This window comes from Kitasatospora sp. NPDC053308, from assembly GCF_055585785.1.
This window is the reverse complement of the sequence record NZ_JBVJJY010000010.1, coordinates 255248-270528: the sequence shown is the minus strand read 5'-3', so window position 1 is coordinate 270528 and position 15281 is coordinate 255248. Positions and strand designations below refer to the sequence as shown.

At 71.5% G+C, this 15281-nt stretch carries 13 protein-coding genes and 1 rRNA gene; 12 read left to right on the top strand and 2 right to left on the bottom strand.

Annotation, left to right across the window (positions count from 1 at the left end; all coding sequences use genetic code 11):
* From rrf to ACZ6Y7_RS23515, 12 genes are all read left to right on the top strand, one after another.
* Nucleotides 1-92, top strand: a 5S ribosomal RNA gene (rrf, locus tag ACZ6Y7_RS23570); the annotation flags it as partial.
* A 98-nt stretch (nt 93-190) separates the two neighbouring features.
* Nucleotides 191-808 (top strand): CDP-diacylglycerol--glycerol-3-phosphate 3-phosphatidyltransferase, encoded by a 618-nt coding sequence (gene pgsA / locus ACZ6Y7_RS23565; protein ID WP_465759886.1) that lies wholly within the window; start codon nt 191-193, stop codon nt 806-808.
* A 125-nt stretch (nt 809-933) separates the two neighbouring features.
* On the top strand, nt 934-3429 hold the full coding sequence (locus ACZ6Y7_RS23560) for a sugar phosphate nucleotidyltransferase (RefSeq protein WP_465759885.1): 2496 nt from the start codon (nt 934-936) through the stop codon (nt 3427-3429).
* A 179-nt stretch (nt 3430-3608) separates the two neighbouring features.
* Nucleotides 3609-4694, top strand: a complete 1086-nt coding sequence (locus ACZ6Y7_RS23555) for a DUF881 domain-containing protein (protein WP_465759884.1) — start codon at nt 3609-3611, stop codon at nt 4692-4694.
* A complete protein-coding gene (locus ACZ6Y7_RS23550) occupies nt 4691-5023 on the top strand; it encodes a small basic family protein (RefSeq protein ID WP_030062488.1) in 333 nt (110 codons plus the stop codon). Before ACZ6Y7_RS23555 ends, ACZ6Y7_RS23550 begins: the two co-directional genes overlap by 4 nt.
* A 286-nt stretch (nt 5024-5309) precedes the next feature.
* Nucleotides 5310-6179: a DUF881 domain-containing protein gene (locus tag ACZ6Y7_RS23545; RefSeq protein ID WP_465759900.1), complete on the top strand. Its 870-nt coding sequence runs from the start codon at nt 5310-5312 to the stop codon at nt 6177-6179.
* Between the two features lie 562 nt (nt 6180-6741).
* Complete coding sequence (locus ACZ6Y7_RS23540; RefSeq protein WP_465759883.1) at nt 6742-7284, top strand: FHA domain-containing protein; 543 nt, start codon at nt 6742-6744, stop codon at nt 7282-7284.
* Between the two features lie 179 nt (nt 7285-7463).
* The gene (ftsR, locus tag ACZ6Y7_RS23535; RefSeq protein ID WP_465759882.1) at nt 7464-8159 is read left to right on the top strand and encodes a transcriptional regulator FtsR; all 696 of its coding nucleotides are present in this window, start codon (nt 7464-7466) and stop codon (nt 8157-8159) included.
* A gap of 97 nt (nt 8160-8256) precedes the next feature.
* Nucleotides 8257-8733 carry a bifunctional nuclease family protein gene (locus ACZ6Y7_RS23530; protein WP_030062493.1) on the top strand — a complete coding sequence of 159 codons (477 nt, stop codon included), beginning with the start codon at nt 8257-8259 and terminating at the stop codon, nt 8731-8733.
* A 260-nt stretch (nt 8734-8993) separates the two neighbouring features.
* Complete coding sequence (locus ACZ6Y7_RS23525) at nt 8994-9638, top strand: MerR family transcriptional regulator (protein ID WP_465759881.1); 645 nt, start codon at nt 8994-8996, stop codon at nt 9636-9638.
* A 93-nt stretch (nt 9639-9731) separates the two neighbouring features.
* Nucleotides 9732-10451 (top strand): SanA/YdcF family protein, encoded by a 720-nt coding sequence (locus tag ACZ6Y7_RS23520; protein WP_465759880.1) that lies wholly within the window; start codon nt 9732-9734, stop codon nt 10449-10451.
* Between the two features lie 121 nt (nt 10452-10572).
* A complete protein-coding gene (locus tag ACZ6Y7_RS23515) occupies nt 10573-12045 on the top strand; it encodes a DNA polymerase IV (protein ID WP_465759879.1) in 1473 nt (490 codons plus the stop codon).
* 145 nt (nt 12046-12190) lie between these two features.
* On the opposite strand, the gene ACZ6Y7_RS23510 is transcribed toward ACZ6Y7_RS23515, so the two are convergent.
* Both ACZ6Y7_RS23510 and ACZ6Y7_RS23505 read right to left on the bottom strand, forming a co-directional pair.
* Entirely contained in the window at nt 12191-13687 is a 1497-nt protein-coding gene (locus tag ACZ6Y7_RS23510) for an MFS transporter (RefSeq protein WP_465759878.1), read from the bottom strand.
* Nucleotides 13688-14235: 548 nt separating this feature from the next.
* Nucleotides 14236-15264, bottom strand: coding sequence for a PRC and DUF2382 domain-containing protein (locus tag ACZ6Y7_RS23505; protein ID WP_465759877.1), 1029 nt, complete (start codon nt 15262-15264; stop codon nt 14236-14238).
* Nucleotides 15265-15281: the final 17 nt, after the last annotated feature.

The window sequence follows — 15281 nt, the reverse complement described above, 5'->3', positions numbered from 1 at the left end:
CGCCCGGTTACATTCCGAACCCGGAAGCTAAGCCTCACAGCGCCGATGGTACTGCAGGGGGGACCCTGTGGGAGAGTAGGACGCCGCCGAACAATTCTTCGAGAGAAGCCCCCGCCGGGTGAACCGGGCGGGGGCTTTTCTGTTGTAAGGTCAACGTGCATTGTCATCACACGGTACAGGAGGCCCCCGGGTGGAGGTCCAGGAGACGCGGGTCCAGACCGATCGCGTCCTCACCATCCCCAACATGCTGAGCATGGGCCGGCTGGTCGGTGTTCCGCTGTTCCTCTGGCTCATTCTGTGGCCGGTGTTCGACGGGCCCAACAATGACGGCTGGGCGCTGCTGATCCTGGCGCTGAGTGGTGTCAGTGACTACCTGGACGGAAAGCTGGCCAGGCGGTGGGGCCAGATCAGTCGGGTGGGGCAGCTGCTGGATCCGCTGGCCGACCGGCTGTATGTCCTGTCCACGCTGGTCGGATTGACCTGGCGTGAGATTCTGCCGTGGTGGCTGACGGCGATTCTGCTGGCCCGGGAGCTGTTTATCGCCGCGTTGCTGCCCATTCTGAACAAGCACGGTTACGGGCCGCTGCAGGTGAGTTTCCTGGGGAAGGCCGCGACCTTCAACCTGATGTACGCGTTTCCGCTTCTGCTGCTCGGCAGTGTGGGCAGCTGGATCGCGCGGCCGGCCGAGGTGGTGAGCTGGGCCTTCATCTGGTGGGGGACCGTGCTCTACTGGTGGGCCGCCATCCTCTACGCGGTTCAGGTGCGGCAGATCGTCAAGGGGAGTGCGAGCCCGGCGTCCGCAGTCTGAGACGCGATCTGAGAGAAGCCCCACGCTCCATCGGTGCGTCGGACGATACCTTCCGGGTAGAGAACCCTCTGGAACGGTTTGATGGACCTGCTGGTCCACCACCGCAGAAGGAGGACGCACCCGTAATGAAAGCCGTTGTAATGGCAGGGGGCGAGGGTACTCGACTCCGCCCGATGACCTCCAGCATGCCGAAGCCACTGCTTCCGGTCGCCAATAGGCCGATCATGGAGCACGTGCTTCGGCTGCTGAAGCGGCACGGCCTCTCCGATACCGTCGTCACCGTCCAGTTCTTGGCGTCACTGGTCAAGAACTACTTCGGTGACGGCGAAGAGCTGGGCATGCATCTGACCTATGCCCACGAGGAGACGCCTCTGGGCACTGCGGGGAGTGTCAAGAACGCCGAGGACGCGCTCAAGGACGACTCCTTTCTGGTGATCTCCGGTGACGCGCTGACAGACTTCAATCTCTCCGAATTGATCGACTTTCACCGGAGCAAGAACGCCCTGGTCACCGTGTGTCTGACGAGGGTGCCGAATCCCCTGGAGTTCGGGATCACGATCACCGACGAGGAGGGGAGGGTCGAGCGCTTCCTGGAGAAACCGACCTGGGGGCAGGTCTTCTCGGACACGGTGAACACCGGTATCTACGTGATGGAACCCGAGGTCTTCGACTACGTCGCGGCGGGTGAGTCCGTCGACTGGTCGAGTGACGTCTTCCCCCAGCTGTTGAAAGAGGGCAAGCGGGTCTACGGGTACGTCGCCGAGGGCTACTGGGAGGACGTGGGCACCCACGAGAGCTACGGCAAGGCCCAGGCGGACGTCCTGGAGGGCAAGGTCGACGTCGAGCTGGACGGGTTCGAGATCTCGCCCGGAGTCTGGGTCGCGGAGGGGGCCGAGGTGGACCCCGAGGCGGTGCTCCGCGGGCCGCTGTACATCGGTGACTACGCCAAGGTCGAGGCCGGCGTCGAGATCCGCGAGCACACCGTGCTGGGCAGCAACGTGGTCGTCAAGCGCGGCGCGTTCCTGCACAAGGCGGTGGTGCACGACAACGTGTACGTCGGGCCGCAGAGCAATCTGCGGGGCTGCGTGGTCGGCAAGAACACCGACGTGATGCGGGCCGCGCGGATCGAGGACGGCGCGGTGATCGGGGACGAGTGCCTGGTCGGCGAGGAGTCGATCATCGGGGCGAACGTCCGGGTGTATCCATTCAAGACCATCGAGGCCGGCGCCGTCGTCAACACCTCGGTGATCTGGGAGTCGCGCGGCCAGGAGCACCTCTTCGGCCTGCGCGGCGTGTCCGGGGTCCTGAACGTGGAGATCACCCCGGAGCTCGCCGTCCGGCTGGCCGGCGCCTACGCGACGACGCTGAAGAAGGGGGCCACCGTCACCATCGCGCGTGACCACTCGCGTGGTGCGCGTGCGCTCAAACGGGCGATGATCTCGGGTCTGCAGACCTCCGCCATTGACGTCCGCGACCTGGAGAACGTGCCGATGCCGGTGGCCCGGCAGCACACGGCGCGGGGGAGTGCCGGCGGGATCTTCCTGCGGACCACCCCGGGCGTGCCCGACTCGCTGGACATCCTGTTCTTCGACGAGCGCGGCGCGGACCTCTCGCAGGCCGGGCAGCGCAAGCTCGACCGCGTCTACGCGCGCCAGGAGTACCGGCGGGCCTTCCCCGGCGAGATCGGCGACCTGACCTTCCCGTCCAGCGTCTTCGACTCCTACGCGGGCAACCTGCTGAGGACCGTCGACACCACCGGGGTCCGGGAGGCCGGGCTGAAGGTGGTCGTGGACACCGCGCACGGCAGCGCCGGCCTTGTTCTGCCGAGCATCCTCGGCCGGCTCGGGGTGGAGGCGCTCACCGTCTCCAGCGGGCTCGACGAGGCGCGGCCGACCGAGGACGCGGAGACCCGGCGGGCCGGGCTGGCCAGACTCGGCGAGCTGGTGGCGTCCTCCCGGGCGGCCTTCGGGGTCCGGTTCGACCCGGTCGGCGAGCGCGTGGCGTTCGTGGACGAGCTCGGCCGGGTGATCGACGACGACCGGGCGCTGCTGGTCCTGCTGGACCTGGTGGCGGCCGAGCGGCGCAGCGGGCAGGTGGCTCTGCCGGTGACCACGACGCGGATCGCCGAGCAGGTCGCCGCGTACCACGGCACCCAGGTCATCTGGACCACGACGACGCCGGACGACCTCGCGAAGGCGGCCTCCGCCGAGGGCACGGTGTTCGGCGGGGACGGCCGCGGCGGCTTCGTGGTGCCCGAGTTCAGCGGGGTGCTGGACGGGGCCGCGGCCTTCGTCCGGCTGGTCGGTCTGGTGGCGCGGACCCAGCTCACGCTGAGCCAGATCGACGCGCGGATCCCACAGGCGCACATCCGCCGCCGGGACATCGCGACGCCGTGGGCGGCCAAGGGCATGGTCATGCGCTCGGTGGTGGAGGCGGCCGGCAGCCGTCGGCTGGACACCACCGACGGGGTCCGGGTGGTCGAGGCGGACGGACGGTGGACGCTGGTGCTCCCCGACCCGGCGGAGGCGGTCACCCATCTGTGGGCGGAGGGCCCGGACGACGAGGCCACCGAGGCGCTGCTGGACGAGTGGGCGGCGGTGGTCGAAGGCGCGGGGCGGTGACGACCGGGGCCTGACAGCGGAACGTCCCTGATCAGAGGGGCGCACGGCATGGTCCGTGCGCCCCTCTGTCTGTTTTCACCTCATTAGGGGTGGTCCGTCGCTTCCGCCATGTGTGCAGCGTGTGTGCAGCTCAGGGGCCGTGTACGGGCCCCCTCCCCGGTCATGGGACGATGGTCTCCATGCCAGCGACGCCGACACCGAGTGCCCCGAACGGGCGGTACAACCGCCCGGACGCCTCGATGTCCCTGCTGACCAATGTGATGGACCACAGCCTCGACGAGGGTTACGCCGAGGCGGCCGAGGCACGCGGTGGCGCCCGCGACAGCCGGATACCCGGCACGCTCCGGGGCCTGCTCACGCTGGGTGCCGGGCTGGCACTGGTCGGAGCGGTGGTGACGGTGGGCGCGGTGAACGCGCACAAGGCCGAGCCGACGCTGGCCAAGGAGCGGGACGCGTTGATCCAGCGGATCAACGACAGCAACACCTCCGCCGACCGCCTGCAGAAGCAGGTGCAGGAACTGCGGCGCAAGGTCGACAGCACGCAGCAGCAGGCGCTCGCCTCGGGGGACGGCGACGCCGGAGGGCTCACCGGGACGGTGGGCCTGGGGGAGGTCACCGGACCCGGCGTGAAGCTCGTCCTGGAGGACGCCGCGGGGACGGGGCTGGGGGGCAACGTCGACCCGCGGGCGGGGCAGGGCTTCTCCAACAGCGGCCGACTGCGGGACCGCGACCTGCAGCTCGTGGTGAACGGCCTGTGGGGCGTGGGGGCCGAAGCCGTGGCGATCAACGGCCAGCGGCTGACCGCGCTCTCCGCGATCCGGGCCGCCGGCGAGGCGGTGCTGGTGGACAACCGGCCGCTGGTGCCGCCGTACACCGTCCAGGCGATCGGGGACGGCCCGAAGCTCCTCACCGCCTTCGAGAACGACATGGCCGGCCAGTACCTGCGGCTGCTCCAGGAGAAGTACGGCATCAAGTCGACGCTCTCCACGCAGAAGAGCCTGACCCTGCCAGCGGCGGTGGGCGTCACCCTGCGGACCGCGCAGCCGGCCACGCCCGAGCCCTCGCCGACGGCGACCGCCTCGGCCTCGACCACGCCGAGTGGATCGCCCTCGGCGGGCCCCGGAACCTCGGAGAGCCCGAGCGCGTCCGTCCCACCATCGGCCACACCGAGCGCTTCACCATCCGCGACCAGCGGTGGTGCGACCCCCAAGCGGCGTCCGTCGACCGGATCCGCCAAGACCTCGACAGGAGCAGCCAGACCGTGATTGCCGTACTGGGTCTTGTGATCGGGGTGGTCGTCGGCCTCTTCGTCCAACCCGAGGTGCCGGACGCCGTCGTGCCCTACCTGCCGATCGCGGTGGTCGCGGCCCTGGACGCGGTCTTCGGCGGTGTCCGGGCGATGCTCGACGGCATCTTCAACGACAAGGTGTTCATCGTCTCGTTCCTGTCGAACGTGGTGGTCGCGGCACTGATCGTGTTCCTCGGTGACCAGCTGGGCGTGGGCTCCCAGCTGTCCACGGGTGTGGTCGTCGTCCTCGGCATCCGCATCTTCTCCAACGCGGCAGCGATCCGGCGCCATGTCTTCCGTGCCTGAGTCGGGCCGCGAGGACGCGGTGGTGGAGGAGCAGGAGCGGACCGTCGGGAAGCCGATCGGTGAGGCCGCCGGGAAGGCTGCCGAGGAGACAGCCGAGGAGGCGGTCGAGGAGGCCGCCGGGGCGCCCGAGCCGGAACGGGCCCCGGAGGTCGACGAAGCCGCCGCGCAGGCCGGAGCGGGCGACCCGGTGGCCAGGGCGGAGGCGGGCCGGGAGACGACGGAGGGGAAGCCGGACGCCGAGGCTGAGCTGGAGGCCGACTCGACGCCGGAGCCGACGCTCCAGCTGGTGAAGGCCGTCCGGCGCGAGCCCGAGCCCGCGCGCACGCCGACCGTGGACGCGGAGCCGGTTCCGGAGCCCGCCGCGGAGGTCGAGCCCGAGCCCGAGCCTTCGGTGGAGGAGGCCGTGGAGCCGCCGGCTGCCGTGGACCGGGGCGCCGGACGACGCCGGCTGAAGGCCGCGCTGTGGCCGCCGCGGCTGTCGCGCGGTCAGCTCGTCGTGGCGCTGCTGCTGTTCTCGCTCGGCCTCGGGCTGGCGATCCAGGTGCGGTCGACCAACGACCACCACAGTCAGCTGCGCGGGGCCCGCCAGGAGGACCTGGTCCGGATCCTCGATGAACTGGACAGCCGTCAGCAACGTCTTCAACAAGAGAAGGCGGAGCTGGAGCAGTCCCTGGCGAAGCTGGAGAACAGCTCCAACCAGGCCAAGGAGGCCCAGGAGCAGACCAGGAAGAAGGTGACGGAACTCGGTGTCCTCGCGGGTACCGTCAAAGCCACTGGTCCGGGCATCGTACTCACGGTCGATGATCCCCAAGGGCAGGTGAAGGCAGATATGCTGCTGGACACCCTGCAGGAACTTCGAGCGGCGGGGGCGGAGGCGATTCAGATCAACGATGTGCGCGTGGTGGTCAACACCTACTTCACCGACCTGTCGGGCGGCGGGGTGCAGATCGACGGGAAGAAGGTCTCGCAGCCCTATCGGTTCACCGTCGTGGGGAACCCGCAGGACCTGACGCCCGCGCTGAACATCCCGGGTGGTGTCGTCCGCACGCTGGAGAGCCACCAGGCGCGGGCGACGATCAGCCAGCAGCAGAAGGTGGTCGTCGACGCCCTCGTGGACCTGAAGACGCCGCAGTACGCCAAGCCGGCCACGAAGTGACGGGGCGCCCGACGAACGGCCCGTCACGGGCCGGCGGAACCCGCTGCGGGCCGCCGCCGTCACGTGGGCGAGACTGGTTCGCACCAGTACGCTCCGGAGCAACAACCGCAGCACCAACTGTCGGAGTACCACTCCAGCGGGCCCGAGCCGCAACCGGGCTCGCGGCCTGTCCGAGGTTCTCACCCTGCCCCGCGGGCGGGTCTGTCACACGCAAGGGGATTCGCCCGTGAGTTTCTTCTCGAAGTTGTTCGGTCGTAACAAGGACCGTGACGCGGCCGTCGTCGAGGCGCCGACCGCGCGGCACCGCCGGCCGGAGGACGAGCCCGCCGTGCCCGGCATGCGACCGGCCCCCGAGGCCGCGCCGTACGCCGGCCAGCAGATGTTCCGGGACGGTGGCGCCCAGTACGCGGGGAATCCGGCGGGCTACGGCGCGTCGGTTGACCCCTCCGGCGACCCGCGCATAGGTTTCCCGTCAGCACCCTCAACCTCTGGTGGAGGGTTTGCCCCGGACCCGTACGCCGGGCACAACCCGTCGGGTGTGCCGCGCCAGGAGGCTGTGAACATGGCTGGCCCCTCTCCGTGCCCCAGGTGCGGCAACCAGAACCCGGCCGCGGCCCGGTTCTGTTCCAACTGCGGTACGGCGCTGCGCGGCGGTCTGCTCCCGGAGGGGGCGGCGGAGACCACGTCGACCATCTCCATCTCCGGCCTGGAGTCGTACGACCCCACCACCACGACCGGCACCGGTGCCACCCCGGCCCTGTCGGCCGAGGTGCTGTCGGCGATCGACGCGCTCCCGCCGGGCTCGGCCCTGCTGATCGTGCAGCGCGGCCCCAACTCGGGCAGCCGCTTCCTGCTCGACTCCGACGTCACCACGGCGGGGCGCCACCCGCAGGGTGACATCTTCCTGGACGACGTCACGGTCTCGCGGCGCCACGTGGAGTTCCGCCGCACCCCGGCCGGCTTCAGCGTCGCCGACGTGGGCAGCCTCAACGGCACCTACGTGAACCGGGAGCGGATCGACGAGGTCGCGCTGAACAACGGCGACGAGGTCCAGATCGGGAAGTACCGGCTGGTGTTCTTCGCCGGCCACAACCGGGGGTACTGAAACCAACGTCGGCGGGAGCCCGAGTGAATACGAATACCCCTTCCTCTTCTCTCGGGGCGGCCACCCCAGCGTCGTCCGGTCCGCAGGCGGACCGCGGCTGGCGCGGGGTGGTCGCGGGCCCCAGGCAGCCGGGCCGCACGGAGCGGCCCGCCGGGCGGCGGCGCGGCGGCGACGAACTGATGAGCATCGGCGCGGTCCTGGCCTTCCTGCGTGACGACTTCCCCGAGGTGACCATCTCCAAGATCCGCTTCCTGGAGTCGGAGGGGCTGGTCGAGCCGCAGCGCACGCCCTCGGGGTACCGCAAGTTCAGCCCGGCCGACGTCGACCGGCTGGCCTATGTGCTGCGGATGCAGCGGGACCACTACCTCCCGCTGCGGGTGATCCGCGAGCACCTGGACGCCATCGAGCGCGGTGAGAACCCGCCCGCGCTGCCCTCCGCCGCGGACGCCCGGCCCGGGCCGATGGAGGAGGCGGACCGCGAGCTGGTGGCCGCCGGGGACGTCCCGTCCGGAGTCCGGCTGGGGCGCGCTGAGCTGCTGGCGGCCGCCGAGGCCGGGGAGCGGGAGCTCGCCGAGTGGGAGTCGTACGGGCTGGTCGCGCCGGGCCCGGACGGCGGGTACGACGGGGAGGCGCTGCAGGTGGCCCGGCTGGTCGCCGAGCTCGGCCGGTACGGCCTGGAGCCGCGGCACCTGAGGGCCATGAAGGCGGCGGCGGACCGCGAGATCGCGCTGGTGGAGCAGGTCGTGGCGCCGCTGCGCCGGCACCGGAACCCGCAGACCAGGGCGCATGCCGAAGCCACCGCGCGGGAGCTCGCGACGCTGTCCGTACGGCTGCACGCCGCCATGGTCCAGGCCGGTCTGCGAACCCGCGGGTAGCCGCAGGGGCGGCCGTCGGACGGTGGGTGCACCGCGCTGACCAGCGGCGTCGGCTCTGCGCTTTCATATCCGGGACCGGAGCCATAGGGTTGCCTGTGTGAATGAGCTCGACGTCGTGGGTGTCCGAGTGGAGATGCCTTCCAACCAGCCGATCGTGCTGCTGCGGGAGGTCGGGGGAGATCGCTACCTGCCGATCTGGATCGGCCCCGGCGAGGCGACCGCGATCGCCTTCGCCCAGCAGGGCATGACTCCGGTGCGCCCGCTGACGCACGACCTCTTCAAGGACGTCCTGGAGGCGCTCGGCCAGCAGCTCACCGAGGTGCGGATCACCGATCTCCGGGAGGGCGTGTTCTACGCCGAGCTGGTGTTCGCCGGCGGGGTCGAGGTGAGCGCCCGGCCGTCCGACGCGATAGCGCTGGCGCTGCGGACCGGCACGCCGATCTACGGGAGCGAGGAGGTGCTCGCCGAGGCGGGCATCGCGATCCCGGACGAGCAGGAGGACGAGGTCGAGAAGTTCCGGGAGTTCCTGGACCAGGTCTCGCCCGAGGACTTCGGGGGCGGCGGCCCGCAGTAGCGCGGACGGAGGCGGTCGAGGTCCCCTCCGGAGGAGTCGTCGACGGGCCTGGTGACCCTGCGGATCGCCGTTTTGCCAAAAACCGTCCGTCTACCCACACTAGGGGCACGAAAAACCACTCTCCTGAGTGACGTGGCTTGTCCGGCCCGGCGTGGCGATCGTTGACGGGTCATAGGGGACTGCCTACCGTCAGGAGTGGCTGTCCGGGTGGCCGATGCCCGCAGTCGGGTTGCCCGCAGCACAAGTGGACGGAGGCAGGCATGAGCAGCACCGGCGATGACGCGGTTGTGGGAGGCCTGTGCGCCGTGCACCTGCCGCGCACCGCTCGCACCGTCGCCGACCTGCCCCGGATGAGCCGGTTCCCGGCCGTGCAGCCGGGTCAGCCGGCCATCGAGCGGCTGGCCCCGACCTCCGAACTGATCGGCTTCCGCGGCCCGACGGCCTGCGCCGCCGCGGGCATCACCTACCGCCAGCTGGACTACTGGGCCCGCACCGGGCTGCTGGAGCCCAGCGTCCGGACGGCGTACCCGGCGACCAGCCAGCGGCTCTACAGCTTCCGCGACGTGCTGCTGCTCAAGATCGTGAAGCGGCTGCTCGACGCGGGCGTCTCGCTGCAGAACATCCGGGTGGCCGTCGCCCATCTGCAGGCCGCCGAGCAGGCGGACCTGGCCGGGATGACGCTGATGTGCGACGGCGCGACGGTGTACGAGTGCACGACGCCGCAGCAGGTGGTGGATCTGCTGAAGGGCGGTCAGGGCGTGTTCGGCATCGCGGTGGGAGCGGTCTGGCAGGAGCTGGAGCTCACCCTCGGCCGACTGCACGCGGAGCGCACGGACACCGGCGAGACCCTGGTCGGGCAGGACCCGGCCGACGAGCTCGCCCAGCGGCGCAACCGGGCGGTCTGAGCAAGCGTTCGACGAGGCCGCGGGCCCGGACGGGGAACCGTCCGGGCCCGCGGCCTCGTCGTGTTGCCTGGCGAACGATCGAGGGAGGGCCACATGGGGGTCGGCACGGGGACGGCGGGGCTGCTGCGGCGCAGAGCCGCAGGGATGCGGGCGCGGCTGCGGCAGCGCCGGACGCAGCGCAGGGTGTTCCAGGTCGGGACGCTGCTCTGCTCGCTGGCGCTGGCGCCGAGCGCCTGGCTGTGGCTCTCGGCGGGGGACCGGGTGGGCACCGTGGAGAGCGCGCCCTCGGCGCCGGTCGCGGTGGTCTTCGGGGCCGGCCTGGACCAGGGCAAGCCCTCGCCGTACCTGGAGCACCGGCTGGTCGCCGCGCTGGACCTGTACCGGGAGGGCAAGGTGCGGGCGATCCTGGTGACGGGGGACAACGGGCGGGTCGAGTACGACGAGCCCGACGCGATGTACACCTACCTGACCGAGCACGGGGTGCCGGCGGATCGGGTCGTCCGGGACTACGCGGGCTTCGACACCTGGGACTCCTGCACCCGGGCGCACCGGATCTTCGGGGTGGACCGGGCGGTGCTGGTCAGCCAGGACTTCCACGTCCGGCGGGCGCTGGCGCTGTGCGAGGCGGCGGGGATCCGGTCGTATGCCGTCGGGGTGCCCGAGCTGCACGACGAGACCTGGCTGTACGGCGGACTGCGGGAGATCGCCGGGGCGGGCAAGGCCGCGGTCAACGCCTGGCTACGGCCGGACCCGGTGTTCCTCGGGCCCACGGAGGACGGCATCCCGAAGGCGCTGGCGGAGGCGGCGAAGTAGGAGGGCCGGAGCCGGTCGCCCGCACCCGCCGCGCTCGCCCATCGCCCGTCGCCCGTCGCCCGTCGCCCGTCGCCCGGCCGGGTTCGTACGCACTGTCGGACCCGTGCGCGATGATCGGCGGGTGCGATCACTGCCGAGCATCATCCACCTCGACATGGACGCCTTCTTCGCGGCGGTGGAGCAGGCGGCCAAGCCGAGCCTGCGCGGCAAGCCGGTGATCGTCGGCGGGCTCGGCGGGCGCGGGGTGGTCTCCACGGCCTCGTACGAGGCGCGGAAGTTCGGGGTGCATTCGGCGATGCCGATGGCGCAGGCCCGGCGGCTCTGCCCCAACGCGGCCTTCCTGTCCGGCCGTTTCGAGGCCTACCGGCAGGTCAGCGAGATCGTGATGGGCCTGCTGCGGGAGCTGTCGCCGCTGGTGCAGCCGCTCAGCCTGGACGAGGCCTTCGTGGACCTGGAGGCCGGCCCGTACGGCCCGGTGCTGGCCGAGACGGACCACGAGACCGGTGAGCGGCTGGTGCTAGCGCTGGCGGAGGACCTGCGGGCGGACATCCGGCGGCTGACCGGGCTGACCGGCTCGGTGGGGGCGGCCGGGTCCAAGCTGATGGCCAAGATCGCCTCCGAGCAGGCCAAGCCGGACGGCCTGGTGCTGATCGAACCCGGGCAGGAACGGACCGTGCTCGGACCGATGCCGGTCCGGGCGCTGCCGGGGATCGGGCCGGCCACCGAACAGGTGCTGCGGCGGGCCGGGCTGACCACCGTGGCCGATCTCGCCGAGGCGGGCGAGGCGGAGCTGGTGGCGCTGCTCGGGCGGGCGCACGGCGCCGGGATCCACCACATGGCGATAGGGCTGGACGAACGGCCGGTGGTGGCCGACCAGGACGCCAAGTCCGTCTCGGTGGAGGACACCTACGAGGTCGACCTGGCCGACCGGGACCGGGTACTGCGCGAGGTGGAGGCGCTGGCCGCGCGGTGCGTGCGGCGGCTGCGCGGGGCCGGGCGCTCGGGACGGACGGTGGTCCTCAAGGTCCGCCGCTTCGACTTCTCGACGCTGACCCGCTCGGAGACGCTCGGCGGCCCCACGGACGACGAGGCGGTGATCACCGCGACCGCGCGCCGGCTGGCCGAGCAGGTGGACATCACCGGCGGGGTCCGGCTGCTCGGCGTGGGCGTCGCCCAACTCGCCGACTACACCCAGGAGGACCTGTTCGCGCAGGCCCTGCGGGAGGAGGCGGCGGAGCACGCGGAGGCGGCGGCCGAGGCCGCGGAGGCGGAGGAGGAGCCGGAGGCCGTGGTGCGGCGCTGGATGCCCGGACAGGACGTCCGGCACGAGGAGTTCGGGCCGGGGTGGGTGCAGGGCAGCGGCGTCGGAAGGGTCACCGTGCGGTTCGAGACGCCCTGGAGCGAGCCGGGGCGGGTGCGGACCTTCGCGGTGGACGACCCGGCGCTCGAACCGGCCCGGCCGCTGCCGCTGCGCCGCCGCGAGGACGAAGACGAGGACGAGGACGAGGGCGACGGCGGGGACGCGGGAGGGGAGGGGGAATCCGGTGGTGGGCCGGAGGGTGGTGGGGAGGACCGTTCCGAGGACGGGGGCTGAGACACGAAGACGGCCCCACCCGGTGGGGGAGTACCGGGTGGGGCCGTATCACCGTGCCGGTCCCCGCACGTTCGTGATGCCCTCGCGACGTACGGGAGACCGGGGCCCCGCGCCCTGTCCCTGAGCGCGGGGGCCGGACGCCTCGTCAGGCGTCGGTCTTCACCAGCTTGTCGCTGGAGTTCTGCCGGGCCGCGCCGTCGACGACGGCCGACGGGGCGGCGGGCTTGACGGTGCGGATCAGGAACGGGACGGCACCGGCGATGATGCAGACCACGGCCGCCGTCCAGAACGCGTGCTTGTACGCGTCCAGGGTGGGCAGCGAGAGCGGGATCTGCGGCGGCAGCTTCATGGTGTCGCCGGTCAGGATGGCGGCCATGACGGCGGTGCCGATCGCGCCACCGACGGTGCGCAGCACCGAGTTCATGCCGTTGGCGATACCGCTCTGCTCAACCGGGACCGCGCCGTTGATGTAGGCCGGCATCGCGGCGAACGCGAGGCCCACACCGAGGCCGAAGATCGCCGAGGCGGTGTAGAGGTCGCCCTCGTGGCTGTGCCGCACGGCGAGGTAGGCCATCGCGACGGCGCCGAGGACACCACCGAGGACCAGCGGCAGACGGGGGCCGCGGCGGGCGATCAGCAGGGCGCCGACCGGGGCGGCGACCATCGAACCGATCGCGGACGGCAGCAGCATCACGCCGGCGTGCAGGACGGTGGCGGTGAAGCCGTAGTGGGTCAGCTTCTCCGGGGTCTGGGCGAAGTTGCTGATGACCATGAAGGAGCCGTACATGCCGAAGCCGATGAGCAGGCCCGCCGTGTTGGTGAAGGCCACGGCCGGGCGGGACATCATCTTCATGTCCACCAGGGGGTGCGCGACCTTGGTCTCGATGATGCCCCAGACCAGGGCGACCACGGCGGCTACGGCGAACAGGCCGAGGGTCTTGGTGGAGGTCCAGCCCCAGTGGTTGCCCTGGCTGACCGCGACCAGCAGCGCGGAGAGCCAGCCGGCCAGGGTGATCGCGCCGAGCGGGTCGGCGCCGCCGTCCTTGTCGGTGACCGGGTCGGACGGGACGCGGAAGGCGACCAGGGCCACCGCGATCAGGCCGAAGACCAGGCCCATCCAGAAGATCGACTTGTAGTTCCAGTGCTCCAGCAGGACACCGGTGGCGACCAGGCCGAGGCCGGAGCCGACGCCCATCGAGGCGCTGATGGCGGCGACGCCGCCGGTCACCTTCTGCTTCGGCAGCTCGTCGCGGACGATGCTGATCGCCAGCGGCATGACGCCACCGCCGGCGCCCTGCAGGACGCGGGCGACGATCAGCCAGGTGAAGGAGTGGGTGCTGACCGCGAGCGCCGAACCGGCGACCAGGCCGGCCAGCGAGATCAGCAGCATCGGCTTACGGCCCCGGAGGTCGCCGAAGCGGCCCAGGAGGGGAGTCAGCACAGCGGCGGAGAGCAGGTTGGCGGTCATCAGCCAGGTGATGCTGGAGGCCGAGACGCTCAGTTCCTTGGCCAGCGAGGGCAGGATCGGGACGACCGCGGTCTGCACCACGCTGAACGACAGCATCGCCAGGATGAGGGCCGGCAGGACCCGGGCGCTGCTCTGCTTCTCGGCCGCGGTGGTGGGCTGGGGTGCCTCACTCACGGTTGCTTCCTCCCGTACATAGTGAATGAACTGAAGTAACCATGCAGGGAGATACTTCAGAGTGTCAAATATCGAGTGGTTAAGCTTTGGCAAAGGGGGAGGGGGCGGCGCGGTGTGGGGCGCCTGCGGCGGGCTTGGGGGGCGGGTGGAGGCGCTTTGGCGAAGGGGGAGGGGGCGGCGCGGTGTGGGGCGCCTGCGGCGGGCTCCGGGGTGGGGCGGGGTGGAGGCGCTTGGTCGGTGGGGCGGGGGCGCCTGCGGCGGGCTTGGGGGGGCGGGTGGAGGCGCTTTGGCGAAGGGGGAGGGGGCGGCGCGGTGTGGGGCGCCTGCGGCGGGCTCCGGGGCGGGGTGGGGTGGAGGCGCTTTGGCTGAGGGGCCGGTGGGGCGGGGCGCCTGCGGCGGGCTTGGGGGCGCGGGGTGGAGGCGCTTTGGCGTAAGAGGGCTGGTCGGTTGCCTGCGGGGGCCTCGGGTGGGGCGCTTGGGCCGAGGGGCCGGGGCATGGGGAAGGGCCCCGGCTCTGGGAGTCGGGGCCCTGGCGGAGCGGGTGAGGGTCAGGCGAGGGGGCGCAGGGAGTTCGGCTGGGAGGCTTCCGGGGTGGGGGAGGTGGGGGCGGTGTCGTCGTGGATCTCCACGTGCTCGCGGCGGAGTTCCTCCCGGATCACCTCCTCGTCCGTGTAGCGCTCGACGACCAGCCGGACGCGCTCGATGGGCGCGAGGTACTTGCGGACCGCCGGACGCTCCTCACGGAGGGTGACCTCTTCGACGGCCTCGGCGATCTCCTTCTCGGTGAGGGAGGCGCGCGCGGCGTCGCTGACCGGTACCCGCTCGACCCGGACGCGCTCGCGGACCACCGGGACGCGGCGCTCGACCTGCTCGGTCGTCACGTACTTGCGCAGCTTCGCGGTGCCCACGTTGTGCCACTCCGTGGTCACCTCCAGCCGCTCCTCGCTGCAGGTGATCTCGATCGGGCTGCTGGGCGCGGACGAGTCGGCGGCGGAGTGCATCGGAGTGGACGGCGCCATCGGTGCCGGATGCAGCTTCGCCTCCATGCTGGGCGCGGGGGAGGTCTCGGCGGGGGTTGGGGTGGTCAAAGTCCGCATGTTGGCCTCCATGGCGGTTCGGGTGGTGGTCGAGGTGGTGCTGCCGGACTCCGAGGAGTGGAGGGCATGCGGCGGGGCGGCCACCGCGACGGCGGCCGGGGCGGTTCCGAAGTCGAGGTCGGGCTGGGCGGCCCGCTCGTGGGTCTCGTCGGCCGAGGGGCCGTCCGCCGGGGTGTCGAGGCCGTAGTAGCGGTAGAGCTGGAGCTCCTGGGCGGGGGACAGGTGCTGGCCCACGCCGAAGTCCGGGGACTCCTTGACCAGCGATTTGTCGTACGGAACCCGGAGCTCGTCGCCGGAGAACTCGCTCGTGGTGAGCGGGACGAAGGCGTCCCGGCCGAAGATGCCGGTCCGGACGGCGGCCCACTCGGGCTGGCCGGTGGCATCGTCGAGGTACACCTCGTCGACCGTGCCGATCTTGTCTCCGTTGCGGTCGACCGCCTTGTGGCCGATGAGGTCGCGGGGGTCGATGTCGGTCTGCACTCTTTCCTCCAGTGCGC

Bases quoted from the DNA above. Each gene is read 5' to 3' on its own strand.
- ftsR (WP_465759882.1), top strand. From the start codon at position 7,464: ATGAGCATCGGCGCGGTCCTGGCCTTCCTGCGTGACGACTTCCCCGAG.
- ACZ6Y7_RS23540 (WP_465759883.1), top strand. From the start codon at position 6,742: ATGGCTGGCCCCTCTCCGTGCCCCAGGTGCGGCAACCAGAACCCGGCC.
- ACZ6Y7_RS23525 (WP_465759881.1), top strand. From the start codon at position 8,994: ATGAGCAGCACCGGCGATGACGCGGTTGTGGGAGGCCTGTGCGCCGTG.
- ACZ6Y7_RS23560 (WP_465759885.1), top strand. From the start codon at position 934: ATGAAAGCCGTTGTAATGGCAGGGGGCGAGGGTACTCGACTCCGCCCG.
- ACZ6Y7_RS23555 (WP_465759884.1), top strand. From the start codon at position 3,609: ATGCCAGCGACGCCGACACCGAGTGCCCCGAACGGGCGGTACAACCGC.
- ACZ6Y7_RS23520 (WP_465759880.1), top strand. From the start codon at position 9,732: ATGGGGGTCGGCACGGGGACGGCGGGGCTGCTGCGGCGCAGAGCCGCA.